The organism is Escherichia sp. 93.0816 (assembly GCF_013368855.2).
GTDB lineage: Bacteria > Pseudomonadota > Gammaproteobacteria > Enterobacterales > Enterobacteriaceae > Escherichia > Escherichia ruysiae.
Genome location: NZ_JABWNC020000010.1, coordinates 104,317 through 130,442, shown reverse-complemented (window position 1 = coordinate 130,442; position 26,126 = coordinate 104,317). Strand labels below are relative to the sequence as shown.

Annotated in this window: 25 protein-coding genes; 12 read left to right on the top strand and 13 right to left on the bottom strand. The window is 51.4% G+C overall.

The window, feature by feature from the left end:
- Nucleotides 1–43 precede the first annotated feature (43 nt).
- Complete coding sequence (gene acrD, locus HEM79_RS12875; RefSeq protein WP_001263109.1) at nucleotides 44–3,157, top strand: multidrug efflux RND transporter permease AcrD; 3,114 nt, start codon at nucleotides 44–46, stop codon at nucleotides 3,155–3,157.
- A 98-nt stretch (nucleotides 3,158–3,255) separates the two neighbouring features.
- On the opposite strand, the gene ypfM is transcribed toward acrD, so the two are convergent.
- Nucleotides 3,256–3,315 (bottom strand): protein YpfM, encoded by a 60-nt coding sequence (ypfM, locus tag HEM79_RS12870; protein WP_001386977.1) that lies wholly within the window; start codon nucleotides 3,313–3,315, stop codon nucleotides 3,256–3,258.
- A 378-nt stretch (nucleotides 3,316–3,693) separates the two neighbouring features.
- Between ypfM and HEM79_RS12865 the strand changes: the two genes are divergently transcribed.
- The 3 genes from HEM79_RS12865 to HEM79_RS12855 are packed head-to-tail and all read left to right on the top strand — an operon-like array spanning nucleotide 3,694 to nucleotide 5,410.
- Nucleotides 3,694–4,044, top strand: coding sequence for an ArsC family reductase (locus tag HEM79_RS12865; RefSeq protein WP_000258261.1), 351 nt, complete (start codon nucleotides 3,694–3,696; stop codon nucleotides 4,042–4,044).
- 10 nt (nucleotides 4,045–4,054) lie between these two features.
- A complete protein-coding gene (gene dapE / locus HEM79_RS12860) occupies nucleotides 4,055–5,182 on the top strand; it encodes a succinyl-diaminopimelate desuccinylase (protein WP_001277781.1) in 1,128 nt (375 codons plus the stop codon).
- A gap of 27 nt (nucleotides 5,183–5,209) precedes the next feature.
- Nucleotides 5,210–5,410, top strand: a complete 201-nt coding sequence (locus HEM79_RS12855; protein WP_000383836.1) for a YpfN family protein — start codon at nucleotides 5,210–5,212, stop codon at nucleotides 5,408–5,410.
- 128 nt (nucleotides 5,411–5,538) lie between these two features.
- On the opposite strand, the gene ypfH is transcribed toward HEM79_RS12855, so the two are convergent.
- The 8 genes from ypfH to dapA all read right to left on the bottom strand — a co-directional run bounded on the left by ypfH (nucleotide 5,539) and on the right by dapA (nucleotide 12,985).
- Complete coding sequence (ypfH, locus tag HEM79_RS12850) at nucleotides 5,539–6,237, bottom strand: esterase (protein WP_000679838.1); 699 nt, start codon at nucleotides 6,235–6,237, stop codon at nucleotides 5,539–5,541.
- 73 nt (nucleotides 6,238–6,310) lie between these two features.
- The gene (tmcA, locus tag HEM79_RS12845) at nucleotides 6,311–8,326 is read right to left on the bottom strand and encodes a tRNA cytosine(34) acetyltransferase TmcA (RefSeq protein WP_176242431.1); all 2,016 of its coding nucleotides are present in this window, start codon (nucleotides 8,324–8,326) and stop codon (nucleotides 6,311–6,313) included.
- Between the two features lie 14 nt (nucleotides 8,327–8,340).
- Nucleotides 8,341–9,204, bottom strand: a complete 864-nt coding sequence (gene ypfJ / locus HEM79_RS12840; RefSeq protein WP_001267512.1) for a KPN_02809 family neutral zinc metallopeptidase — start codon at nucleotides 9,202–9,204, stop codon at nucleotides 8,341–8,343.
- 146 nt (nucleotides 9,205–9,350) lie between these two features.
- Nucleotides 9,351–9,749, bottom strand: coding sequence for a type II toxin-antitoxin system tRNA(fMet)-specific endonuclease VapC (gene vapC / locus HEM79_RS12835; protein ID WP_105286682.1), 399 nt, complete (start codon nucleotides 9,747–9,749; stop codon nucleotides 9,351–9,353).
- Nucleotides 9,749–9,976 (bottom strand): toxin-antitoxin system antitoxin VapB, encoded by a 228-nt coding sequence (gene vapB, locus HEM79_RS12830; protein WP_000450525.1) that lies wholly within the window; start codon nucleotides 9,974–9,976, stop codon nucleotides 9,749–9,751. The genes vapC and vapB overlap by 1 nt, the downstream gene beginning before the upstream one ends.
- 153 nt (nucleotides 9,977–10,129) lie before the next feature.
- The gene (gene purC, locus HEM79_RS12825; RefSeq protein ID WP_001295467.1) at nucleotides 10,130–10,843 is read right to left on the bottom strand and encodes a phosphoribosylaminoimidazolesuccinocarboxamide synthase; all 714 of its coding nucleotides are present in this window, start codon (nucleotides 10,841–10,843) and stop codon (nucleotides 10,130–10,132) included.
- A 212-nt stretch (nucleotides 10,844–11,055) separates the two neighbouring features.
- Complete coding sequence (gene bamC / locus HEM79_RS12820; protein ID WP_010344578.1) at nucleotides 11,056–12,090, bottom strand: outer membrane protein assembly factor BamC; 1,035 nt, start codon at nucleotides 12,088–12,090, stop codon at nucleotides 11,056–11,058.
- A 16-nt stretch (nucleotides 12,091–12,106) separates the two neighbouring features.
- Nucleotides 12,107–12,985: a 4-hydroxy-tetrahydrodipicolinate synthase gene (gene dapA, locus HEM79_RS12815; RefSeq protein WP_176242433.1), complete on the bottom strand. Its 879-nt coding sequence runs from the start codon at nucleotides 12,983–12,985 to the stop codon at nucleotides 12,107–12,109.
- A gap of 146 nt (nucleotides 12,986–13,131) precedes the next feature.
- On the opposite strand from dapA, the gene HEM79_RS12810 reads away from it, so the two are divergent.
- Both HEM79_RS12810 and bcp read left to right on the top strand, forming a co-directional pair.
- Complete coding sequence (locus tag HEM79_RS12810) at nucleotides 13,132–13,704, top strand: glycine cleavage system transcriptional repressor (protein WP_000176182.1); 573 nt, start codon at nucleotides 13,132–13,134, stop codon at nucleotides 13,702–13,704.
- Nucleotides 13,704–14,174: a thioredoxin-dependent thiol peroxidase gene (gene bcp / locus HEM79_RS12805; protein WP_001068678.1), complete on the top strand. Its 471-nt coding sequence runs from the start codon at nucleotides 13,704–13,706 to the stop codon at nucleotides 14,172–14,174. Before HEM79_RS12810 ends, bcp begins: the two co-directional genes overlap by 1 nt.
- 75 nt (nucleotides 14,175–14,249) lie before the next feature.
- Here bcp and HEM79_RS12800 read toward each other — a convergent pair whose 3' ends face one another.
- Nucleotides 14,250–15,311 (bottom strand): AI-2E family transporter, encoded by a 1,062-nt coding sequence (locus HEM79_RS12800; protein ID WP_176242436.1) that lies wholly within the window; start codon nucleotides 15,309–15,311, stop codon nucleotides 14,250–14,252.
- A gap of 212 nt (nucleotides 15,312–15,523) precedes the next feature.
- On the opposite strand from HEM79_RS12800, the gene bepA reads away from it, so the two are divergent.
- The gene (bepA, locus tag HEM79_RS12795) at nucleotides 15,524–16,987 is read left to right on the top strand and encodes a beta-barrel assembly-enhancing protease (RefSeq protein WP_176242438.1); all 1,464 of its coding nucleotides are present in this window, start codon (nucleotides 15,524–15,526) and stop codon (nucleotides 16,985–16,987) included.
- Nucleotides 16,988–17,007: 20 nt separating this feature from the next.
- A complete protein-coding gene (gene arsC, locus HEM79_RS12790) occupies nucleotides 17,008–17,367 on the top strand; it encodes an arsenate reductase (glutaredoxin) (RefSeq protein ID WP_000166460.1) in 360 nt (119 codons plus the stop codon).
- 137 nt (nucleotides 17,368–17,504) lie between these two features.
- Here the strand turns inward: arsC and HEM79_RS12785 are convergent, their stop codons facing one another.
- The 3 genes from HEM79_RS12785 to upp all read right to left on the bottom strand — a co-directional run bounded on the left by HEM79_RS12785 (nucleotide 17,505) and on the right by upp (nucleotide 20,302).
- Nucleotides 17,505–18,206 carry a DnaA inactivator Hda gene (locus tag HEM79_RS12785; RefSeq protein WP_071599018.1) on the bottom strand — a complete coding sequence of 234 codons (702 nt, stop codon included), beginning with the start codon at nucleotides 18,204–18,206 and terminating at the stop codon, nucleotides 17,505–17,507.
- 94 nt (nucleotides 18,207–18,300) lie between these two features.
- The gene (gene uraA / locus HEM79_RS12780; protein WP_176242440.1) at nucleotides 18,301–19,590 is read right to left on the bottom strand and encodes a uracil permease; all 1,290 of its coding nucleotides are present in this window, start codon (nucleotides 19,588–19,590) and stop codon (nucleotides 18,301–18,303) included.
- An 85-nt stretch (nucleotides 19,591–19,675) separates the two neighbouring features.
- Nucleotides 19,676–20,302 (bottom strand): uracil phosphoribosyltransferase, encoded by a 627-nt coding sequence (gene upp / locus HEM79_RS12775; RefSeq protein ID WP_001295473.1) that lies wholly within the window; start codon nucleotides 20,300–20,302, stop codon nucleotides 19,676–19,678.
- A 325-nt stretch (nucleotides 20,303–20,627) separates the two neighbouring features.
- On the opposite strand from upp, the gene purM reads away from it, so the two are divergent.
- From purM to ppx, 4 genes are all read left to right on the top strand, one after another.
- Complete coding sequence (purM, locus tag HEM79_RS12770; protein WP_021551211.1) at nucleotides 20,628–21,665, top strand: phosphoribosylformylglycinamidine cyclo-ligase; 1,038 nt, start codon at nucleotides 20,628–20,630, stop codon at nucleotides 21,663–21,665.
- Entirely contained in the window at nucleotides 21,665–22,303 is a 639-nt protein-coding gene (gene purN, locus HEM79_RS12765) for a phosphoribosylglycinamide formyltransferase (RefSeq protein ID WP_001028604.1), read from the top strand. The genes purM and purN overlap by 1 nt, the downstream gene beginning before the upstream one ends.
- Before the next feature lie 171 nt (nucleotides 22,304–22,474).
- Nucleotides 22,475–24,541, top strand: a complete 2,067-nt coding sequence (gene ppk1, locus HEM79_RS12760) for a polyphosphate kinase 1 (protein ID WP_010344570.1) — start codon at nucleotides 22,475–22,477, stop codon at nucleotides 24,539–24,541.
- Nucleotides 24,542–24,545: 4 nt separating this feature from the next.
- Nucleotides 24,546–26,087: an exopolyphosphatase gene (gene ppx / locus HEM79_RS12755; RefSeq protein WP_021551212.1), complete on the top strand. Its 1,542-nt coding sequence runs from the start codon at nucleotides 24,546–24,548 to the stop codon at nucleotides 26,085–26,087.
- The last annotated feature ends 39 nt before the right edge of the window (nucleotides 26,088–26,126 follow it).

Genomic DNA, 26,126 nt, shown 5'->3' with positions numbered 1-26,126 from the left:
GTCAAGCCTACAACGATACGCAGAAACACGAGGTCCTCTTTTAATGGCGAATTTCTTTATTGATCGCCCCATTTTTGCCTGGGTACTGGCAATCCTGTTATGTCTGACAGGGACCCTGGCTATTTTTTCATTGCCCGTTGAACAATACCCGGATCTCGCGCCGCCGAACGTGCGAGTGACCGCTAACTATCCAGGTGCATCGGCCCAGACGCTGGAAAACACCGTGACTCAGGTTATTGAGCAGAATATGACTGGCCTCGATAACCTGATGTATATGTCGTCACAAAGCAGCGGCACCGGTCAGGCATCAGTCACCTTAAGTTTTAAAGCCGGCACCGATCCGGACGAAGCGGTGCAGCAGGTGCAAAACCAGCTGCAATCGGCCATGCGTAAACTCCCACAGGCAGTACAAAACCAGGGCGTGACAGTACGTAAAACCGGCGATACTAACATCCTGACCATTGCCTTCGTCTCTACCGATGGTTCGATGGATAAGCAGGATATTGCCGACTACGTTGCCAGTAATATTCAGGACCCGTTAAGTCGCGTTAACGGCGTTGGTGATATCGACGCCTACGGTTCACAGTATTCGATGCGTATCTGGCTTGATCCGGCAAAACTGAACAGCTTCCAGATGACGGCTAAAGATGTAACCGACGCCATTGAGTCACAGAACGCGCAGATTGCGGTCGGACAGCTTGGCGGTACACCTTCTGTCGATAAACAGGCATTGAACGCTACCATTAACGCCCAGTCGCTGTTGCAAACGCCTGAACAGTTCCGCGATATCACCTTGCGGGTAAATCAGGACGGTTCGGAAGTGAAACTGGGCGATGTCGCCACCGTCGAAATGGGGGCGGAGAAATACGATTATCTTAGCCGCTTTAATGGCAAGCCAGCCTCCGGTCTGGGGGTAAAACTGGCTTCCGGCGCGAACGAAATGGCCACAGCGAAGCTGGTACTGAACCGGCTCGACGAACTGGCGCAATACTTCCCTCCCGGGCTGGAATACAAGGTGGCGTATGAAACCACCTCGTTTGTTAAAGCCTCCATTGAAGACGTGGTGAAAACGCTGCTGGAAGCTATCGCCCTGGTTTTCCTCGTTATGTATCTGTTCCTGCAAAACTTCCGCGCCACGCTGATACCCACTATCGCCGTGCCGGTGGTGTTGATGGGAACCTTCTCCGTACTATACGCCTTCGGTTACAGCGTCAACACATTAACCATGTTCGCGATGGTGCTGGCGATCGGTCTGCTGGTGGATGATGCCATCGTGGTGGTGGAAAACGTCGAACGTATTATGAGTGAGGAAGGACTCACTCCTCGCGAAGCTACACGTAAATCGATGGGGCAGATCCAGGGGGCACTGGTCGGGATTGCGATGGTGCTGTCGGCGGTATTTGTGCCAATGGCCTTCTTCGGCGGCACCACCGGAGCTATCTATCGCCAGTTCTCTATTACCATTGTTGCGGCGATGGTGCTATCGGTGCTGGTGGCGATGATCCTCACTCCGGCGCTATGTGCCACGCTACTTAAACCACTGAAAAAAGGTGAGCATCACGGGCAGAAAGGCTTTTTTGCCTGGTTTAACCAGATGTTCAACCGTAACGCCGAACGCTACGAGAAAGGGGTGGCGAAAATTCTCCACCGCAGCCTGCGCTGGATTGTGATTTATGTCCTGCTGCTTGGCGGTATGGTGTTTCTGTTCCTGCGTTTGCCGACGTCCTTCCTGCCACTGGAAGACCGTGGCATGTTCACCACCTCGGTGCAGCTACCCAGCGGTTCGACCCAGCAACAGACGCTGAAAGTGGTGGAGCAGATTGAGAAGTATTACTTCACTCATGAGAAAGACAACATCACGTCGGTATTTGCCACGGTCGGTTCAGGCCCTGGCGGCAACGGGCAAAACGTGGCGCGTATGTTTATCCGCCTGAAAGACTGGAGTGAGCGCGACAGTAAAACCGGCACTTCGTTTGCCATTATCGAACGTGCAACGAAAGAATTTAATAAGATTAAAGAAGCCCGGGTTATCGCCAGTAGCCCGCCGGCAATCAGCGGTCTTGGCAGTTCTGCGGGTTTTGATATGGAGTTGCAGGATCACGCCGGAGCGGGTCACGATGCGCTGATGGCTGCACGTAACCAGTTGCTGGCGCTGGCGGCGGAAAATCCGGAATTAACCCGCGTGCGCCATAACGGTCTTGATGACAGTCCGCAGTTACAGATTGATATCGACCAGCGTAAAGCTCAGGCGCTGGGCGTTGCTATTGACGATATTAACGACACGCTGCAAACCGCGTGGGGTTCGAGCTATGTAAATGACTTTATGGATCGCGGTCGCGTGAAGAAAGTCTATGTGCAGGCCGCCGCGCCGTATCGGATGCTGCCGGATGATATCAACCTGTGGTATGTGCGTAACAAAGACGGTGGGATGGTGCCCTTCTCTGCCTTCGCGACCTCCCGCTGGGAGACAGGTTCGCCCCGTCTGGAACGTTATAACGGCTATTCCGCAGTGGAAATTGTCGGGGAGGCCGCACCGGGCGTCAGTACCGGTACGGCGATGGATATTATGGAATCGTTAGTGAAGCAGTTGCCAAACGGCTTTGGCCTGGAGTGGACGGCGATGTCGTATCAGGAACGGCTTTCTGGCGCGCAGGCTCCGGCGCTGTACGCCATTTCATTACTGGTGGTATTCCTGTGTCTGGCGGCGCTGTATGAAAGCTGGTCGGTGCCGTTCTCCGTAATGCTGGTCGTGCCGCTGGGGGTCATCGGCGCGCTGCTGGCAACCTGGATGCGCGGGCTGGAAAACGACGTTTACTTCCAGGTGGGTCTATTAACGGTCATTGGTTTATCGGCGAAAAACGCCATCCTCATTGTCGAGTTCGCTAACGAGATGAACCAAAAAGGTCACGACCTGTTTGAAGCGACGCTTTATGCCTGCCGCCAGCGTTTACGCCCGATACTGATGACCTCGCTGGCGTTTATCTTCGGCGTACTGCCGATGGCAATCAGCAGCGGTGCTGGCTCCGGTGGTCAACATGCGGTGGGTACTGGCGTAATGGGGGGAATGATCTCCGCCACCATTCTGGCGATTTACTTCGTGCCGCTGTTCTTTGTGCTGGTACGCCGTCGTTTCCCTCTGAAACCACGCCCGGAATAAGCAATAAAAAAGGCGACATGCCAACGTGTCGCCTTTTTCAACTTTCTGATAAAGAACCTGTTCATCAGGTTCTTTCATTTTACCTTCTGTCCTGGCAATTACTTGCGAAGCATAACTTCGATAAAGTCTTTCCAGTTCCCCAGTTCACGTTCAATCATAACAACCTCTCTTATAATTATGGGTATTCTACGGAAACAATATACCGTGGTGAAGCTAATTTATTCGATTGCAGTGATTACTACCTCCGGGGCAAAACCTATGTAAATACTATGGCCCTGAGACAGGGATTTTTATGTGATGCAAAGCAACATTTCAACAGATTCATACGGATTCTAATACTTGCTTAATTCTGTTTGAAATACATACAGATACCTAGGGGAATATTCTTAATAATTGCATTCAAAATGCTCACAATTATTTAATAATTGTTAAGTGAAACACCTTAATAATGTTATATTCCCTGATATTCATTTGCCGGGAAAATGTATTGACCGTTAAATGAGTATTTATTCTTATAAATCGAAAAAGGATTCATTATGGTTACACTTTACGGCATTAAAAATTGTGACACCATTAAAAAGGCTCGCCGTTGGCTGGAAACCAATAACATCGACTATCGTTTTCATGATTATCGCGTTGATGGGCTGGACAGCGAATTATTGAACGGTTTTATCAACGAATTAGGTTGGGAAGCGTTACTCAACACCCGTGGTACTACCTGGCGTAAACTGGATGATACCACGCGCAATAAAATCACCGATGCGGCTTCTGCGGCGGCATTAATGACTGAAATGCCTGCAATTATCAAACGCCCATTGCTCTGCGCGCCAGGGAAGCCTATGCTGCTGGGTTTCAGTGAATCCAGTTATCAGCAATTTTTCCTATGAGGTGTAGTCTATGTCGTGTCCGGTTATTGAGCTGACACAGCAGCTTATTCGCCGCCCATCCTTAAGTCCTGATGACGCAGGATGTCAGGCAATCATTACCGAACGTTTACAGGCGATCGGTTTTACCATCGAACGCATGGACTTTGCGGATACGCAGAATTTTTGGGCGTGGCGTGGACAGGGGGAAACGTTAGCCTTTGCCGGACATACCGACGTTGTACCGCCTGGCGATGCCGACCGTTGGATCAATCCACCATTTGAACCGACCATTCGCGACGGTATGTTATTCGGGCGCGGCGCGGCAGATATGAAAGGGTCGCTGGCGGCGATGGTGGTAGCAGCAGAACGCTTTGTCGCGCAACATCCCAACCATAAAGGTCGACTGGCGTTTCTGATCACCTCAGACGAAGAAGCCAGCGCCCACAACGGCACGGTCAAAGTGGTAGAAACCTTAATGGCACGCCGTGAACGGCTGGATTACTGCCTGGTTGGCGAACCGTCGAGTATCGAAGTGGTCGGTGATGTAGTGAAAAATGGCCGTCGCGGATCGTTGACCTGTAACCTTACTATTCATGGCGTGCAGGGTCATGTGGCCTACCCACACCTTGCAGATAACCCTGTACATCGTGCAGCCCCTTTCCTCAATGAGTTAGTGGCTATCGAGTGGGATCAGGGCAATGAATTTTTCCCGGCAACCAGTATGCAAATAGCCAATATTCAGGCAGGTACTGGCAGTAATAATGTCATTCCGGGTGAGCTGTTTGTACAGTTTAACTTCCGCTTTAGCACCGAACTTACTGATGAGATGATCAAAGCACAGGTGCTTGCCCTGCTTGAAAAACATCAACTGCGTTATACGGTCGATTGGTGGCTTTCCGGGCAGCCATTTTTGACTGCACGCGGTAAACTGGTGGATGCGGTCGTCAACGCGGTTGAGCACTATAATGAAATTAAACCGCAGCTACTGACCACAGGCGGAACGTCCGATGGGCGCTTTATTGCCCGCATGGGGGCGCAGGTGGTGGAACTTGGGCCGGTCAATGCCACTATTCATAAAATTAATGAATGTGTGAACGCTGCCGACCTGCAGCTACTTGCCCGTATGTATCAACGTATCATGGAACAGCTCGTCGCCTGATGAGTGGTTCTGCAAGAGGAAATAAGCATGGACTGGCTGGCTAAATATTGGTGGATTCTGGTGATTGTCTTTTTGGTAGGCGTCCTGCTGAATGTGATCAAAGATCTCAAGCGCGTCGACCATAAGAAATTTCTCGCCAACAAGCCGGAGCTTCCCCCACATCGTGATTTCAACGATAAATGGGACGATGACGACGACTGGCCGAAGAAGGATCAACCGAAGAAGTAAGCTGGAGGGGCCGGATAATGTCTGGCGCTCAACCGTAGGCCTGATAAGACGCGTCAGCGTCGCATCAGGCATCATAGCCGGATGCGGCGTGAACGCCTTATCCGGCCTATGCGTCCGGCACCTGTCTTTTACATCATTTCAATCACATCATCATCACCGGGCTTGCCGCCGCTTAACGCTTCATCGAAGTAATGTTTCGGAATGGTATAACGCAAGTGATCCAGGGCAAATTGCATACTGCGATTATCGATCGCATGACCTAAATCCTCCACGATATCCAGCGTCACATCTCCACCGGCGTTAATTAACGCTTCCTGTGCCGCGACCGCGTGAGCCAGATCGATAACCGGATCTTCACCACCGTGGATCAGGTGAATTGTTGTAGCAGTAGAAGCCGTTTCTGGCAGGCTGGCATAGCGTCCGTTAAAGGCGATGACGCGTGAGGCAAGACCTGGTTCGGCTTTAATGCTTTCCAGCGCCATAATCGCGCCTTGTGAGAAACCGATCAGCGCCGTGGCGTTAGCCCCTACTCCGCTCTGTTTCTGCCAGTAGCGTACCGTCTCAATAAACGTCGGCATGATGGCATCCACCCGCGCCTGGCGATTCTCTTCCGTTACGCCCTGCACCGAAAACCATTGACGCCCCGCCGGATTACCGCTCGGCTCAGCACCACCGACACTTACCACCAGCGCATCTGGAAACAACGGTGCAAACCAGCTACCGATTTCCCCCATTGCCACCGGGTTATCCCCGACACCGTGGAAAAGCAGTAACAACTGTTGGGCAGGTTTATCCGGGCTTTGAACAACAAAATGGTCATGTTTCATGGCGAACTCCTTAACTGATGTCATTAATTTTACGCCGCTGACTCACAATGACCATGGGAGAAAATTGAAGGAGTCAGTGAAAAAATTGCCATTGTGTTATGCGATTGCGCAGGCGTTCAGTGCGGACATCATCAAGTGCGAATAGCGCCTGCGCGGCTTCTTCGCGTTGGCGAACCAGCAATGCCTTACGGCCTGAAAGTTTAAGTGTGGTACATAACTGCGCGTCGCTGATATTTTTCTGCAACCGTCCTCGCAGCGCCGGTAATGCCAGTTCACTGGTTTGCAGCAGGCGTGTTAAACAACCTAACGACGTTAAAAGGGGGCGATGAGCGAAAGCAAAACCGGCCAGTTCAAGCCAGTCATCATCAGAAAGCATGATGTCGTTTAACGGATCAACCGGGATGCTTTCACCATTCCACTGCATGAGAATTTGCACGTCGCGGCGTAAACGATAATGCTCACGTTGTGCCAGTTGTTTACCCGCTTCGCTCATTGGTAACAGCGCCATCGCCGTATAACAGCCGCTGCTGGCTTCGCGATGATTGCCCATCCGTACCAGCACAAAACCGCAGCGTTGCCAGAAACGCCATAATTCCTCGGTGTAGCCAAAACTCACTGAAAGATAGTCGAGGCCATGCATGTATTGCACTGCGTCAGCAATAAGTTGCTGCCCTGTGCCTTCCCGCTGACGCGCCGGATGGACCGCAATACGGCTGACACGCCGCCCGCGTAACGTCGCCGCCAGTGGATTGCTGCCGTGTGCCGCCAGCGACTGAGCTACCAGGTTGCCACGCGGGCGACGAAAACCTGCCCAGACCGCCTGACTAAGTTCTTGAGATAATCCGCCCTCATCCACCAGCCACAGCGCCCCGGCAATCTCGTTTTCACCTGCCGCCTGTAAGAAATGTTGCCCTGGCGCGTCCATCATCCGTCGCAAATCCAGTGGTGATGTCCGGTAATGCGCACCAGACAATAACTGGTAAACCTTTAACGGCATTTCTGGCTCGCTTTGCCATGAAGTCTGTTCAAATGCAGAAATAACGATGTTGCCTTGGGGTACGCGCGTGAAGGTTTCATCGTCAAAAACCAGTGCCTCGTTAACCATTTTTTCCAGCGGGCATCCCTGCGCCCAACGGATCGGCTGTTGCAATTCAAAACGTTGCCAATGCGGGAAACGGGCGCAAAATTTCAGCAAAAAACCCCGTCCGGTGCCTTCATAGCCCTGCACCGTAGTGGTTAACAAAGTACGCGGAAAGCGTGATACCAGTTGATGTAATAGTGGGGCGGGTATTGCAGCAGCTTCATCGACGACCAGCCAGTCGGCTTTTTCTTCACTGAACAGCAATGCATCCGGCGCAACAAAACGAAACTTCTCTCCGGCAAACTGGGCCAGCACATCCGTTGCTGCTCTCGCAGGCGCAGTGACTATCGCACTGCCCGCAATACGGGAAATGAGCAGCCCTGCCAGCGCCGACTTACCGCGTCCGCGTGCAGCAGTTACCGCTGCCACGCCCGGTGGCATAGCCAGAAGCTGCTGTAGTATCTGTTGTTGTTCCGGTTGCGGTGCGCCGGTAGCGGATTGCCAGTCAGAACGGGGGACAAAATCCGCCAGCATTAGTGGCTGGTCTTGTCGCCAGAGAATAGCGTCGTCATCTGCTGCAAGTACGCGTTTGAGATGCTGGACAAAATGCGGTGTAGCGATGGGACTGGCGCAATCACTCCAGCGCAGCGAATCAGCATCGGGATGGTTTTCCCACTCTTCCCATACAGGTAGTAATAAAACCAGCCAACTGCCCGCTTTCAGCGTTCCACCAAGCGCCGCAAAGGCTGCGGCATCAAAGCCCTGACGGGCATCGAATACCGCATGCTGGAACTCGCGCCCAAGTAAAGTTTGTAGCGCCGCTGGCGTACAGTGGTTTTCAGAAGTTGGCTGCGGCGATACCCACAGCCAGTCGCCGGGTAATGCGTCACGCAATTTAAACGCATGTTCACAGCACCAGTACGCTTCCCCGCTCAACACCAACAGGCGGCGAATCCCTTCGCGTTTCATTTGCGCTGTTAATGTGTGTAGCGCGGTCAGTTCAGCCATCCCTGCCCCGAAAGTTAAATGCTTTTACCGAAAGTATTGCATTGTGCCGGATCGCCGCTGTCGAAACCACGTTTAAACCAGCTATAGCGTTGTTGGGATGTACCATGAGTAAAGCTGTCCGGCACTACCCGCCCCTGACTTTGCTGCTGTAAGCGGTCATCGCCGATGGCTTGCGCCGCATTCAGCGCCTCTTCCAGATCGCCAGTTTCCAGAACGCCTTGTTGCTGCATACTGTGCCCCCAGACACCGGCAAAGCAATCAGCCTGGAGTTCCATACGCACAGACAAGCGGTTCACTTCCGCCTGCGTCGCGTTTTGTTGCAATTGACGGACTTTCGGCTCAATACCTAACAGTTTCTGCACATGATGGCCGACTTCATGGGCGATAACGTATCCCTGAGCGAAATCACCATCCGCGCCCAGTTTGTCTTTCATGTCATCATAGAAAGAGAGATCGATATAGACCGTACCATCCGCCGGGCAATAGAACGGCCCCATAATGGACTGTCCGGCGCCGCAACCGGTGCGCGTCATTCCGCGATACATCACCAGCTTCGGTTGCTGATAAGTCTTACCCATTTTCTCGAATTGCTGCCCCCAGGTGTCTTCCGTGGTTGCCAGAATTACCGAGGTGAATTTTGCCGCTTCGTCTTCATTTGGGCTAATTGAGCGCGTTGATTGCTGTTGGGAAATCGGCTGTCCGGTCATCAACCCAGTTAAATCAACACCATAGTAGCCAGCGACCAGCACCACTACCAGTAAAATCAGCCCACCTTTACCGCTTGGCAGACGGAAACCGGGACCGCCCATTGACGGACCACCAGAGCTGTTTCGCCTGTCTTCAACATTGTCACTTTCACGACGCCCTTGCCAGCGCATAGATACCTCAACAATATATTCATTATAGTGATGATCGTAGGTGCTTCAGAGGAAGATTACCACAGAAAAACGGGAGGAAATGATGGAGGAATTAAGGCTTCATTCCTCGTTATATAATTTACGAATGTTAGAAGTAAAAGAGAATGTTAGCTCCAGTCTTCTAGTCTGATTCCCGCTACTCGCTCAAACTCTCGGGTATTGTTGGTAACCACAATCAAACCGCGACTGCGAGCATGTCCCGCTATCATCTGGTCAAAAGGTCCAACGGGCCTTCCCTGCCGGGCAAGCTCGGCTCTGATTTGCCCAGTATGCGTCGCAGCAGCACTATCATAATCAAGCACTTCCAAACGAGATACGAAACCTTCAATCACCGCTAAATTGCGTTCTGGCATCTGACTTTTTTCTGCCCCATAGATAAGCTCCATCAATGTTACAGAACTTATACACATCCGGCCAGAATTCAGGTTAAAGCGATCCCTGACATGTATTGGTTTATTCTTAATAGTGAAAATACAGATATTGGTATCCAGCATGAATTTCAGCATCAGAATGATTCCCTTTCCTGCATTGCGGGTTGATCACGGATATCCATAAAATCCGCACTCACATTTTCGCCATCAAACCAACTGTCCCAGGACTCACCAACGGGAGTAATGATTCTTGTACGACCAATCGCAATAATTTCTACTTTCTTAACGTCTTCTGGCAGAGCGACCGCTTTAGGTAATCTGACAGCCTGACTGCGATTACTTAAAAATACAGTAGTTTCCATAGCCCCCCCTTCTTTGGGATATACGTTATGTATATACATATTGGCTTGGTATTACTTTTCTGTCAAAGGGAGATAATGCGAAGTATTGTAGCGGGAGTAACGAAGACATTTAGCCGGAGCATCCTCCGGCTGAAAAATAAGCAATCAGAAAAATCAGTCCAGCTGTACACCCAGGCGGCGGGCGACGGCTTCATAGGCTTCAATCAGGCCACCGAGACTCTGGCGGAAACGGTCTTTGTCCATTTTCTCCAGCGTTTCTTTGTCCCACAGGCGGCTACCGTCCGGGGAGAACTCATCGCCCAGCACGACTTCGCCTTTGTACAGACCAAACTCCAGCTTGAAGTCGACCAGAATCAGACCGGCATCATCGAACAGTTTTTTCAGCACGTCGTTCGCTTTGTAAGTCAGCTCTTTCATACGCGCCAGATTCTCTTTGCTTACCCAGCCAAAAGTTTCGCAATAAGATTCGTTAACCATCGGGTCATGCATGGCGTCGTTTTTCAGGAACAGATCGAACAGCGGCGGGTTCAGCTCAATACCTTCTTCAATTCCAAGACGTTTCACCAGAGAGCCAGCTGCACGGTTACGTACGACACACTCAACCGGCACCATATCCAGCTTTTTCACCAGACATTCGGTATCGGAGAGCAGACGCTCCATTTGAGTCGGGATACCCGCTTCAGCCAGTTTGCTCATAATGAAGTAGTTGAACTTGTTGTTCACCATACCTTTGCGATCAAACTGCTCAATGCGCGCGCCATCACCTGCTGACGTATCATTGCGGAATTCGAGCACCAACAGATCCGGGTTTTCCGTGCTGTATACGGTTTTCGCTTTACCACGATACAACTCAGCTTGCTTTTGCATCTTTATCACTCCTGGGTGTGAATTAACGTTTTAAAATCTTTTGCTGTCTGGTGTGCCGGATGTTTTGCCGAATGCGGCGTAAACGCCTTTTCCGACCTGCGTCCGACAAACAAATTTCGTGCGAATTAACGCTAAAATCGCGTTTTTCTGTCGACGCACACGTTTGCGTATCATATCAGAAAAAAGGGCCGGATTACTCCAGCCCTGTATTTTTACTTGCTAAACGCTGCCTGGAAGACAGATACCAGTGCGTCGTTTTGGCTTTGAGTCAGCGTATGACCTTTCGGATCGATGAACTGTAAGCTGCTGCGGTTATCTAAATCACCGACCTGCAGTTTATAGTCACCGGATGCAAGACCTGGATCGCTCGCGCCCAGTTCCTGCCAGTCGCTGTCAGACAACGGCTTATAGGTCACGGCCATACTGCCCTGCGAACGGGTGCTGTCGGTCACTTTCATGCCCACTTTTTCCAGCGCCGCTGGCAGACGTTGCCAAACCACGTTGAACGGCCCGCGAACGACCAGCATTGGTAAGCCTGTGTCATCAGCAGCACTTTGTACGTCCATGGTGGTGGAAGCACGGTTTTGCGCCGCATTAGCCGCGTCGGTCACGGATTTATCCAGACCGGCGGAAATGACGTTCATCATCTCCGTGCTGTAACGCTGCATGGAAGCCGCGTCTGCAACCGGTTTGCCCGCCTGCTCCAGGTTCAGCAGTTTCACCGTTACCGCCTGCTGATAACCCTGCGGTTTTACAGAGATTTGATAACGACCGCGATACTGCTCGTCTTCGTCCAGACGGTTCCATTGCACCCAATCGGTAGTCAGCGTCTGACCTGCATCATCGCGTTGGGTAATGGTGTAGTTTTTCGCCTGCAGCACGCTAACAACCTGCGGCCACAAAGTATTGCCACGACCATTTTCTACCAGCAACGAGGCGGTGTCGCCCGTAAACTGGGTACGTGCGCCGGAAATCAGCGCCAACGGCTGGGCAGGTGGACGAATGTCCAGCGCCTTACCGACAGCACCGCTACCGTTGGTCACCGGTATTGCATAATCACCGGAGGTCACCGGCAAAATCATTCCTGCCGGGGCATGAAGCTCCGCAAGCGGTGCCGCTTCCAGATAGGCTTCATCACCACTCACTTGACGCTTATAGCGTGAGTCAGAACTACAGGCTGCGAGTAACAGAACAAGCGATACACCCGCAACCTTTGCCAGGCGCGACTTTTGAACAGAGTAAGCCATCAAATCTCCCTAAACTTTACAGCAAACCGGCATGCTTAAGCGCCGCTCTGACCGTCTCACGACCACTGTCGGTGATTGGAGTCATTGGCAGGCGCAGCGTATCGGTCGCCACAAGACCCAGTTCCTTACATGCCCATTTCACCGGGATTGGATTGGGTTCGACAAATAGTTTGTTGTGTAATGGCATCAGACGCTGATTAATAACGCGTGCCTCGGCAAAATGCCCTTCTGCCGCCAGTTTGCACATCTGAGCCATATCACGCGCTGCGACGTTAGCCGTAACGGAAATAACGCCATGACCACCTAACTGCATGAAGTCCAGCGTGCTCGCATCATCGCCGCTCAGCAGAACAAAATCGTCTGAAACCAGCTCTTTGATCTGGTTAACACGCGTTAAGTTCCCTGTTGCCTCTTTGATTCCGATAATATTTTTTACTTTCGCCAGACGGCCCACCGTTTCTGGTAGCAGATCGCAGCCAGTACGGGACGGCACATTATACAGGATTTGCGGCAGGTCAGTATGTTCAGCGATGGCTTTGAAATGCTGATACAGACCTTCCTGCGACGGGCGGTTGTAATAAGGGGTCACCGTCAGGCAGCCAGCAATGCCACTGTCATTGAAACGCTGTGTCAGGCTAATGGCTTCCGCAGTAGCATTAGCGCCGGTTCCGGCAATCACCGGAATACGCCCGTCAGCCAGCTCCAGCGTCATCATCACCACATCAACATGTTCGTCATGATTCAGGGTAGCGGACTCACCAGTGGTGCCAACAGAAACAATCGCCGAAGTACCGCTGGCGACATGATAATCAATCAGTTTTTTTAAGCTAGCCCGACAGACATTACCTTTTTCATCCATCGGAGTAACTATCGCGACAATACTTCCCGTGAACATGGGCCATCCTCTGTGCAAACAAGTGTCTCAATGGTACGTTTGGTATGGCATTAAAAGCAAGCAAACAGAACCGTTCTGATTGTTGTATGCATGTTTTTTTTATGCTTTCCTTAAGAGCTACTCTCCCCCTTGAAGGAATAACCGGTTTGACACTGTCATCGCAACATTATCTGGTGATCACTGCGCTGGGTGCCGATCGCCCAGGAATTGTGAACACTATCACCCGTCATGTCAGTAGTTGCGGCTGTAATATTGAAGACAGTCGCCTGGCGATGCTGGGAGAAGAGTTCACCTTTATCATGCTGCTTTCCGGTTCATGGAACGCAATCACCTTGATCGAATCAACGTTACCGTTGAAAGGTGCCGAACTGGATCTTTTAATCGTGATGAAGCGCACGACGGCTCGTCCGCGTCCGCCGATGCCCGCATCTGTCTGGGTTCAGATCGATGTGGCAGATTCACCGCATTTAATTGAACGCTTTACCGCACTTTTTGACGCGCACCATATGAACATTGCGGAGCTAGTATCTCGCACGCAACCTGCTGAAAATGAACGAGCTGCGCAACTGCATATTCAGATAACCGCCCACAGCCCGGCGTCTGCGGATTCAGCAAATATTGAACAAGCCTTCAAAGCACTATGTACAGAACTCAATGCGCAAGGCAGTATTAGCGTCGTCAATTATTCCCAACATGATGAACAGGATGGAGTTAAGTAATGAATCCACTGAAAGCCGGTGACATCGCACCGAAATTTAGCTTGCCGGATCAAGACGGAGAACAAGTTAATTTGACCGACTTCCAGGGACAGCGTGTTCTGGTTTATTTCTACCCGAAAGCCATGACCCCCGGCTGTACCGTACAAGCCTGTGGCTTACGCGATAACATGGATGAGTTGAAAAAAGCCGGTGTTGATGTACTGGGTATTAGCACCGATAAACCCGAAAAACTCTTCCGTTTTGCGGAAAAAGAGCTGCTCAACTTTACGCTTCTGTCTGATGAGGACCACCAGGTGTGCGAACAATTCGGCGTCTGGGGAGAGAAGTCCTTCATGGGCAAAACTTACGATGGTATTCACCGCATCAGCTTCTTGATCGATGCTGACGGCAAAATCGAACATGTATTTGACGATTTCAAAACCAGCAATCACCACGACGTAGTGATTAACTGGCTGAAAGAACACGCCTGATTACTTTGCTCCATTCCGTGCTGGCTGCGCTTGCGGCCAGCACACCTCACATCCGGCGATATAGCGGAATGAAGGTTAATCTTGCGTGATTTGGCCATCGGGCCAGGCATGGATTACTGCTTTAATTAGCGTCGCCAGAGGAATGGCAAAGAACACACCCCAGAATCCCCACAACCCACCGAAGATCACCACCGATAAAATAATCACCAGCGGATGCAGGTTAACCGCTTCGGAGAACAGCACCGGTACTAACAGGTTGCCATCCAGCGCCTGGATAATCAGATATACCGCGAAGCAGCTCCAGAATTCAGTGCCAGCACCAAACTGGAATAGCGCCACGCCGACCACCGGAATGGTCACCACAAATGCGCCAATGTACGGAATAAGCACCGAGAAACCGACCAGCACCGCCAGCAGCAGCGAATAGTTCAGCCCAAAAAGCAAGAACCCCAGCCAGGTGGCGATCCCCACCACAATCATCTCCAGTACCTTGCCACGGATGTAGTTGGTGATTTGCTGGTTCATCTCCTTCCAGACCTGACCAGCCAGCCCACGGTTACGCGGAAGCACCCGGCGGACGGCATTCAGCATTTGCTCTTTATCTTTCAGAAGGAAAAAGACCATCAGCGGCACCAGCACCAGATAGACGGCAATGGTCAGCAGGCCCACCAGCGAGGCGAGAGAGATTTTCACCACCGAATCGCCCATGGTGAGCATCCGACTGCGCATATTGTCGGCCATCGCATCAATAATGCCCGCATCCATTAACGCCGGATAACGGCGCGGCAACGTGGCGGCAAAATCAGACAGTTTATTGAGCATCCCCGGCATATCGCGGATTAAATAGATGCCCTGCTGCCAGGCGATAGGCAGTACCACGAACGCCATCAGCAGCAAAATACCGACGAAAACCACCAATACAATCGACGTTGCCCAACGGCGGGAACAGCCAACAGATTGCAGGCGCACGGTTGGCCATTCCAGCAAATAGGCCAGCACAATAGCCACCAGCAACGGCGCGAGCAGGCCACTAAAGAAAAAGATAATGCCAAATCCGGCAACTAAAATAACCAGCAAGGCAATCGCTTCCGGGTCGCTAAAACGGCGGCGATACCATTGCATCAACATTTCGAGCATAAAGACCTTCCCTGAACCTCAAGAGCGGGATTGCGATCCGCAATTGTATCGAAATGCCACAAAAAAGACTTCGCTTTTTATGACGGATTCAGGAAACTGAAAAGTCATTTGAGTGGGCTAATCTTCGTCGCTACACTCAAAGACGGCGCGGTGGGAACGATATTTCACAGTATCGGTCAAATGACTATCTCCAGAAATACAGGACAGAGGTTATGTTCAGGCAGTTGAAAAAAAACCTGGTTGCAACCCTCATTGCTGCTATGACCATCGGTCAGGTAGCCCCGGCGTTTGCTGATAGCGCAGACACTTTGCCGGATATGGGAACCTCCGCAGGAAGCACGCTTTCCATTGGTCAGGAAATGCAGATGGGCGACTATTATGTTCGCCAGCTACGCGGCAGCGCGCCGTTAATTAATGACCCGCTATTAACGCAATATATTAATTCGCTGGGGATGCGCCTGGTTTCACATGCAAACTCCGTTAAGACGCCGTTCCATTTCTTTCTGATCAACAACGACGAAATTAACGCCTTTGCTTTCTTTGGCGGCAACGTGGTGCTGCACTCTGCCCTGTTCCGTTATTCCGATAACGAAAGTCAACTGGCTTCGGTCATGGCGCACGAAATCTCCCACGTCACCCAACGTCACCTGGCGCGAGCGATGGAAGATCAGCAACGCAGCGCGCCGCTTACCTGGGTCGGGGCGTTAGGTTCTATTTTACTGGCAATGGCCAGCCCGCAGGCGGGGATGGCGGCGCTGACTGGTACGCTGGCGGGAACGCGCCAGGGGATGATCAGCTTCACCCAGCAAAATGAACAGGAAGCAGACCGTATTGGTATTCAGGTGCTGCAACGCTCGGGGTTCGATCCGCAGGCGATGCCGACCTTCCTCGAAAAACTGCTCGATCAGGCGCGCTACTCTTCGCGTCCGCCGGAAATTCTGCTGACTCACCCGTTACCGGAAAGCCGCCTGGCTGATGCCCGTAACCGTGCCAATCAGATGCGCCCGATGGTGGTGCAGTCGTCGGAAGATTTCTATCTGGCAAAAGCACGCACACTGGGAATGTACAATTCCGGACGTAACCAGCTCACCAGTGATTTGCTGGATGAATGGGCGAAAGGTAACGTTCGTCAGCAACGGGCTGCACAATATGGTCGTGCTTTACAGGCGATGGAAGCCAATAAATACGATGAGGCACGGAAAGCGCTGCAACCGTTACTGGCGGCAGAACCCGGCAACGCGTGGTATCTCGATCTGGCTACCGATATCGACCTTGGGCAAAACAAAGCCAATGATGCGATCAATCGCCTGAAAAATGCCCGTGATTTACGCACCAATCCGGTGTTGCAGCTCAACCTGGCAAACGCTTATCTGCAAGGTGGGCAGCCACAGGAAGCGGCTAATATTCTGAATCGCTACACTTTTAATAATAAAGATGACAGCAATGGCTGGGATTTGCTGGCACAGGCAGAAGCCGCGCTAAATAACCGCGATCAGGAACTGGCAGCGCGAGCAGAAGGTTATGCACTCGCAGGGCGACTCGATCAGGCCATTTCCTTGTTGAGTAGCGCCAGTTCGCAGGTGAAATTAGGCAGCCTGCAACAAGCGCGTTACGATGCGCGCATCGACCAGTTGCGCCAGTTGCAGGAACGCTTTAAGCCTTATACCAAGATGTAATTTGCATTAAAGGAAGAACAATGACCAAACAGGTAAAAATCTACCATAACCCACGCTGTTCAAAGAGCCGTGAAACGCTGAACCTGCTGAAAGAAAACGGCGTGGAGCCAGAAGTGGTGCTCTACCTTGAGACACCCGCCGATGCGGCAACGCTGCGCGATTTGCTGAAAATGCTGGGGATGAATAGCGCCCGTGAATTGATGCGCCAGAAAGAGGAGCTTTATAAAGAGCTGAACCTGGCTGACAGTTCGCTTAGCGAAGAGGCGCTGATTCAGGCGATGGTGGATAATCCGAAGCTGATGGAGCGCCCGATTGTGGTCGCCAATGGCAAAGCGCGCATTGGACGTCCACCGGAACAAGTGCTGGAAATCGTGGGTTAAGATGTGCCCCATCGCTAGTTAAGGCACATTGCCGGATGCGACGCTTGCCGCGTCTTGTCCGGCCTGTGATTGCATTGGACGCGCTTCGCATAGATCGGATAAGGCGTTCGCGCCGCATCCGACAATAAACACCCTGCCTACAGCTTCAGAATCTCTTTCACAAACGGAATGGTCAGCTTACGCTGTGCGGTAATCGACGCATGATCCAGCTGATCCAGCGTCATAAATAGCGTGCGCATCTCTCTGTCGAGCCGCTTCAGCAAGAAGCGTCCCACATCTTCCGGCAGTTCAAAACCACGCAAACGCGCGCGTAACTGTAGCGCCTGCAACTTATCTTCATCAGAAAGTGGCTGCAATTTGTAGATCTGCCCCCAGTCAAGACGCGACGCGAGATCCGGTAATCCCAGATTCAACTGACGCGGTGGACGATCGCCGGTGATCAACAACCGTGTTTTACCCGACTCCAGAATCCGATTGTAGAGATCGAAAATCGCCATCTCCCACAACTCATCGCCGGCAATACACTCAATGTTGTCGATGCAAACCAGCGACAAATGCTCCATACCGTCGAGCACCTCCGGGACAAACCAGGTGCGTTTATCCAGCGGGACATAGCCCACCGCATCGCCACGCTGCGACAATTCCGCGCAAGCCGCGTGCAGCAGATGGCTGCGCCCCGCGCCTTCGCGTGCCCAGAGATAGATGTAACCGCTATGTTCCTGACGCAGCACGTTTTGCAGCGCGGCCAGTAGAGAGGAGTTATCCCCCGGCCAGAAACTTGCAAAGGTTTCGTCGTCAGGAAGATAAAGTGGCAAAGAGAGCTGTGCCGGTGTGTTCAGAGATACCTCAACCAGGATTTCACAAAATCGCGAGAAGTTTACCACAGAATCCCATGATGTTTGAACCGGGCAGCAGCACTGCCCGGTCAGTACATTATTTGTCTGTTATATCCGCGTCTTCTGCGTCCAGCACCACTTCTTCAGGGCGCAGCACGCTAATCAGTTTGAAGATCAGGCTTAAGCCGATACCGACGATAGTCGCCAGCGCCATGCCTTTCAGCTCCGCCGCGCCGATATTTACCTTCGCGCCACTGACGCCGATGATCAAAATCACGGAAGTCAGGATCAGGTTCTGTGCTTTGTTGTAATCCACTTTCGATTCAATCAATACACGAATACCGGAAGCACCAATCACGCCGTAAAGCAGCAGCGAAACACCGCCCATTACCGGCAGTGGGATCATCTGGATAGCGGCAGCCAGTTTACCAACACAGGAAAGCAGGATAGCGAAAATCGCCGCGCCGCCGATAACCCAGGTACTGTAAACGCGGGTGATCGCCATAACGCCAATGTTTTCCCCGTAGGTGGTGTTTGGCGTGGAACCAAAGAAGCCGGAGATCACGGTCGACAGGCCGTTAGCAAACATCGAACGGTGCAGACCCGGATCGCGCAGCAGATCTTTTTTGACAATGTTAGCCGTTACTACCAGGTGCCCTACATGTTCGGCAATAACCACTAACGCCGCTGGCAGAATAGTCAGAATGGCAAACCACTCGAAGCGCGGCGTATAGAGAGTTGGCAGAGCAAACCAGTGAGCATTAATAATCGGTGTGGTATCGACAATTCCCATTGCGAAAGAGAGCGCGTAACCCACCAGCACGCCAATTAAAATCGGGATAATGGCCAGGAAACCACCGAACAGCACGGAACCTAAAACCGTGACCGCCAGCGTGGTAATAGAAATGATGATGGTTTTGGAATCTGGCGTTTGCCCTTCAGCCGGGAGTAAACCCGCCATACCAGCAGCTACGCCCGCCAGCTCCAGACCGATGACGGCAACGATTGCGCCCATCGCCGCAGGGGGAAACAGCACGTCCAGCCAGCCGGTTCCCGCTTTCTTCACGATGAAAGAGACCAGGCAGAACAGCACGCCGCACATAATAAAGCCGCCCAACGCGACTTCATAACCCAACGGCAACAGTAACAATACTGGAGAAATAAAGGCAAAGCTGGAGCCGAGATAAGCCGGGATTTTACCTTTACAAATAAAGAGATACAGCAGCGTACCGATACCGTTAAATAACAGTACGGTCGCCGGGTTAATATGAAATAAGACGGGCACCAGGACGGTTGCACCAAACATGGCGAACAAATGTTGCAAACTAAGCGGGATTGTCTGTAAAAGTGGCGGTCTTTCACTCACCCCGATAGCACGGCGCGTCATAGTATATTCCTCTGTATTATGTGTTATAGGCGCTTTACTCAAAAAAAAGCCGACTCTTAAAGTCGGCTTTAATTATTTTTATTCTTTATTTTGTACCAAAGATTTTATCACCGGCATCGCCAAGGCCCGGAATAATGTATCCGTGCTCGTTCAGTCCCTGGTCAATTGATGCGGTATACAGCTCGACGTCCGGGTGCGCTTTTTCCAGCGCAGCGATACCTTCTGGCGCAGCCACCAGCACCAGCACTTTAATGCTGCTGCAGCCCGCTTTTTTCAGCAGGTCGATAGTCGCGATAACGGAACCACCAGTTGCCAGCATTGGGTCAACGATCAGCGCCATACGCTCATCGATGTTAGAAACCAGTTTCTGGAAGTACGGCACTGGTTCCAGCGTTTCTTCATTACGGTACATGCCAACTACGCTGATGCGCGCGCTCGGAACGTTTTCCAGCACGCCGTCCATCATCCCCAGACCGGCGCGCAGAATTGGCACCACGGTAATTTTCTTACCTTTAATCTGGTCGATTTCCACCGGGCCGTTCCAGCCCTCGATGGTTACTTTTTCAGTTTCGAGGTCAGCGGTCGCTTCGTAAGTCAGCAGGCTACCCACTTCGGAAGCGAGTTCGCGAAAGCGCTTGGTGCTGATATCTTGCTCACGCATCAGTCCCAGCTTGTGTTTGACGAGTGGGTGTTTGACTTCCACGATCTTCATACTCTTTCTCCTTTGAGGGGCAGCCACAAAAAAAATCGACGGATTATACCTCCTTTCTTTAAGGCGGCAATATTATTTTCGTTGATTTTAGTCAAAACCATAAAAATTTTAGATAAAGTTATTTTGTAATCAAACAGTTAATAACGGTAATTATCCTGGCAGAAAATCATTCATCCCCTCTATGTACACATTTTCTTGTCACTCTCTCGGTAAAAAGAGGTTAAAAAAGGTTGTGTAAAGCAGTCTCGCAAACGTTTGCTTTCCCTGTTAGAATTGCGCCGAATTTTTATTTTTCTACCGCAAGTAACGCGTGGGGACCCAAGCAGTGACCGATAAAACCTCTCTTAGCTACAAAGATGCCGGTGTTGATATTGACGCGGGTAATGCTCTGGTTGGAAGAATCAAAGGCGTAGTGAAGAAAACGCGTCGCCCGGAAGTGATGGGCGGTCTGGGCGGCTTCGGTGCGCTGTGTGCGTTGCCGCAAAAATATCGTGAACCCGTGCTGGTTTCCGGCACTGACGGCGTGGGCACTAAACTGCGTCTGGCGATGGACTTAAAACGTCACGACACCATTGGTATCGATCTGGTCGCCATGTGCGTTAATGACCTGGTGGTGCAAGGCGCTGAACCGCTGTTTTTCCTCGACTATTACGCAACCGGAAAGCTGGATGTTGATACTGCTTCATCAGTGATCAGCGGCATCGCCGAAGGTTGTCTGCAATCCGGGTGTTCGCTGGTGGGTGGCGAAACGGCAGAAATGCCGGGGATGTATCACGGTGAAGATTATGACGTTGCTGGTTTCTGCGTTGGCGTGGTAGAAAAATCAGAAATCATCGACGGTTCTAAAGTTAGCGACGGTGATGTGCTGATTGCGCTCGGCTCCAGCGGCCCGCACTCGAACGGCTATTCACTGGTGCGCAAAATTCTCGAAGTCAGCGGTTGTGATCCACAAATCACCGAACTCGACGGCAAACCATTAGCCGATCATCTGCTGGCACCGACCCGCATTTACGTGAAGTCAGTACTGGAGTTGATCGAAAAAGTCGACGTGCACGCTATTGCGCACCTGACCGGCGGCGGCTTCTGGGAAAACATTCCGCGCGTATTGCCGGAAAACACCCAGGCAGTCATTGATGAATCCTCCTGGCAGTGGCCGGAAGTGTTCAACTGGCTGCAAAGGGCAGGTAATGTCGAGCGCCATGAAATGTATCGCACCTTCAACTGCGGCGTCGGGATGATTATCGCCCTGCCTGCTCCGGAAGTGGACAAAGCTCTCACTCTGCTTAATGCCAACGGTGAAAACGCGTGGAAAATCGGTATCATCAAAGCCTCTGATTCCGAACAACGCGTGGTTATCGAATAATGAATATTGTGGTGCTTATTTCCGGCAACGGAAGTAATTTGCAGGCAATTATTGACGCCTGCAAAACCAACAAAATTAAAGGCACCCTACGGGCAGTTTTCAGCAATAAGGCCGACGCGTTCGGCCTTGAACGCGCCCGCAAAGCCGGTATTGCAACGCATACGCTCATCGCCAGCGCGTTTGACAGTCGTGAAGCCTATGACCGGGAGTTGATTCACGAGATCGATATGTACGCTCCCGACGTGGTTGTACTGGCCGGTTTTATGCGCATTCTCAGCCCGGCGTTTGTCTCCCATTATGCCGGGCGTTTGCTGAACATTCACCCTTCCCTGCTGCCAAAATATCCCGGTTTGCACACCCATCGGCAGGCGCTGGAAAATGGCGATGAGGAACACGGTACATCGGTGCATTTCGTCACCGATGAACTGGACGGTGGTCCGGTTATTTTACAGGCGAAAGTCCCGGTATTTGCCGGTGATACGGAAGATGACATCACCGCCCGCGTACAAACCCAGGAGCACGCCATTTATCCGCTGGTGATTAGCTGGTTTGCCGATGGTCGTCTGAAGATGCACGAAAACGCCGCGTGGCTGGATGGTCAGCGTCTGCCGCCGCAGGGCTACGCTGCCGACGAGTAATTCCCTCGTAGTTAAAGCGCCAGCCCTGCCGTTGGCGTTTTTCAATTCACCTGTAAATCGCAGGCTCCAGCAGTTTTTTTCTCCCTTTTCTGGCATAGTTGGACATCTGCCAATATTGCTCGCCATAATATCCAGGCAGTGTCCCGTGAATAAAACGGAGTAAAAGTGGTAATGGGTCAGGAAAAGCTATACATCGAAAAAGAGCTCAGTTGGTTATCGTTCAATGAACGCGTGCTTCAGGAAGCGGCGGACAAATCTAACCCGCTGATTGAAAGGATGCGTTTCCTGGGGATCTATTCCAATAACCTTGATGAGTTCTATAAAGTCCGCTTCGCTGAACTGAAGCGACGCATCATTATTAGCGAAGAACAAGGTTCCAATTCTCATTCCCGTCATTTGCTGGGTAAAATTCAGTCCCGCGTGCTGAAAGCCGATCAGGAATTCGACGGCCTCTACAACGAACTGTTGCTGGAGATGGCGCGCAACCAGATTTTCCTGATTAATGAACGCCAGCTCTCCGTCAATCAACAAAACTGGCTGCGTCATTATTTTAAGCAGTATCTGCGTCAGCACATTACGCCGATTTTAATCAACCCTGACACTGACTTAGTGCAATTTCTGAAAGATGATTACACCTATCTGGCGGTAGAAATTATCCGTGGCGATACCATTCGTTATGCGCTGCTGGAGATCCCCTCAGATAAAGTGCCGCGCTTTGTTAATTTGCCGCCGGAAGCACCGCGCCGACGCAAACCCATGATTCTTCTGGATAACATTCTGCGTTACTGCCTTGATGATATTTTCAAAGGCTTCTTTGATTATGACGCGCTGAATGCCTATTCAATGAAGATGACCCGCGATGCCGAATACGATTTAGTGCACGAGATGGAAGCCAGCCTGATGGAGCTGATGTCTTCCAGTCTGAAGCAGCGTTTAACCGCAGAGCCGGTGCGTTTTGTTTATCAGCGCGATATGCCCAGTGCGCTGGTTGAGGTGTTGCGCGAAAAACTGACTATTTCCCGCTACGACTCCATCGTACCCGGTGGCCGTTATCATAATTTTAAAGACTTTATTAATTTCCCCAATGTCGGCAAAGCCAATCTGGTGAATAAACCACTGCCGCGTTTACGCCACATTTGGTTTGATAAAGCCCAGTTCCGTAACGGTTTTGATGCCATTCGCGAACACGATGTGCTGCTCTATTATCCTTATCACACTTTTGAACATGTGCTGGAACTGCTACGCCAGGCCTCGTTCGACCCAAGCGTACTGGCGATTAAAATTAATATTTACCGCGTAGCGAAAGATTCGCGCATCATCGACTCGATGATCCACGCCGCTCACAACGGTAAGAAAGTCACCGTGGTGGTTGAGTTACAGGCGCGTTTCGACGAAGAAGCCAACATTCACTGGGCAAAACGGCTGACTGAAGCGGGCGTACACGTGATTTTCTCTGCGCCGGGGCTGAAAATTCACGCCAAATTGTTCCTGATTTCGCGTAAAGAAAACGGTGAGGTTGTGCGTTACGCGCATATCGGAACCGGGAACTTTAATGAAAAAACCGCGCGTCTTTATACCGACTACTCGCTGCTGACCGCCGATGCGCGCATCACCAACGAAGTACGCCGGGTGTTCAACTTTATTGAAAATCCATACCGTCCGGTAACTTTCGATTATTTAATGGTGTCGCCGCAAAACTCCCGTCGTTTGCTGTATGAAATGGTTGACCGTGAGATAGCCAACGCTCAACAAGGGCTGCCTTGCGGTATTACCCTGAAACTGAATAACCTGGTCGATAAAGGTCTGGTCGATCGTCTGTATGCGGCCTCCAGTTCCGGCGTGCCGGTGAATCTCCTGGTTCGCGGTATGTGTTCGTTGATCCCCAATCTGGAAGGCATAAGCGACAATATTCGTGCTATTAGTATTGTCGATCGTTACCTTGAACATGATCGGGTTTATATTTTTGAAAACGGCGGCGATAAAAAAGTTTACCTTTCTTCCGCCGACTGGATGACACGCAATATTGATTATCGTATTGAAGTGGCTACACCGCTGCTCGATCCCCGACTGAAGCAGCGGGTGCTGGACATCATCGAAATTCTGTTCAGCGATACAGTCAAAGCGCGTTATATCGATAAAGAACTCAGTAATCGCTACGTCCCCCGTGGTAACCGCCGCAAAGTACGGGCGCAATTGGCGATCTACGACTACATCAAATCACTCGAACAATCTGAATAACCCTATGCCAATACACGACAAATCCCCTCGTCCGCAGGAGTTTGCTGCGGTCGATCTTGGTTCAAACAGTTTCCACATGGTCATTGCCCGTGTGGTGGATGGCGCAATGCAGATTATTGGCCGCCTGAAACAACGGGTGCATCTGGCAGACGGTCTGGGGCCAGATAATATGTTGAGTGAAGAAGCGATGACGCGTGGCTTAAACTGCCTGTCGCTGTTTGCCGAACGCCTGCAGGGGTTTTCTCCTTCCAGCGTCTGTATTGTCGGAACCCATACGCTACGTCAGGCGCTGAATGCCACTGACTTTCTGAAGCGAGCAGAAAAGGTTATTCCCTACCCGATTGAAATTATTTCCGGCAACGAAGAAGCGCGTCTGATTTTTATGGGCGTGGAGCATACCCAGCCGGAAAAGGGCCGCAAACTGGTTATTGATATTGGTGGCGGCTCAACAGAACTGGTGATTGGTGAAAATTTCGAACCGATTCTCGTGGAAAGTCGCCGGATGGGTTGCGTCAGCTTTGCCCAGCTTTATTTCCAGGGCGGCGTCATCAATAAAGAGAATTTTCAGCGCGCACGCATGGCGGCAGCGCAAAAACTGGAAACCTTAACCTGGCAATTCCGTATCCAGGGCTGGAATGTGGCAATGGGCGCTTCCGGCACCATTAAAGCTGCTCATGAAGTGTTGATGGAAATGGGCGAGAAAGACGGGATAATTACCCCGGAACGTCTGGAAAAACTGGTAAAAGAAGTTTTACGGCACCGTAATTTCGCATCGCTGAGTTTACCGGGTCTTTCCGAAGAAAGGAAAACTGTCTTCGTTCCTGGACTGGCGATTTTATGCGGTGTGTTTGATGCCTTAGCCATCCGTGAACTGCGCCTTTCTGACGGGGCGTTACGCGAAGGCGTGCTGTATGAAATGGAAGGACGTTTCCGCCATCAGGATGTGCGTAGCCGCACCGCCAGTAGTCTGGCTAACCAGTATCACATCGACAGTGAACAGGCCCGACGGGTGCTGGATACCACCATGCAGATGTACGAACAGTGGCGGGAACAGCAACCGAAACTGGCGCATCCACAGCTCGAAGCATTGCTGCGATGGGCCGCTATGCTGCATGAGGTCGGGTTGAATATCAACCATAGTGGTCTGCATCGACATTCTGCATATATTTTACAAAACAGCGACTTACCGGGATTTAATCAGGAGCAGCAGCTGATGATGGCGACACTGGTACGCTATCACCGTAAAGCGATTAAGCTCGACGATCTGCCGCGCTTTACCTTGTTTAAGAAGAAACAGTTCCTGCCACTGATTCAGCTATTGCGCCTTGGCGTATTGCTCAACAATCAACGTCAGGCGACTACCACGCCGCCAACATTAACGCTGATTACCGATGACAGCCACTGGACCTTGCGTTTTCCGCATGACTGGTTTAGCCAGAACGCATTGGTATTGCTTGATCTGGAAAAGGAACAAGAATACTGGGAAGGCGTGGCTGGCTGGCGGTTAAAAATTGAAGAAGAAAGCACGCCTGAAATTGCGGCTTAATATGAAATGAAAACGGGCCAACATGTTATGTTGGCCCAA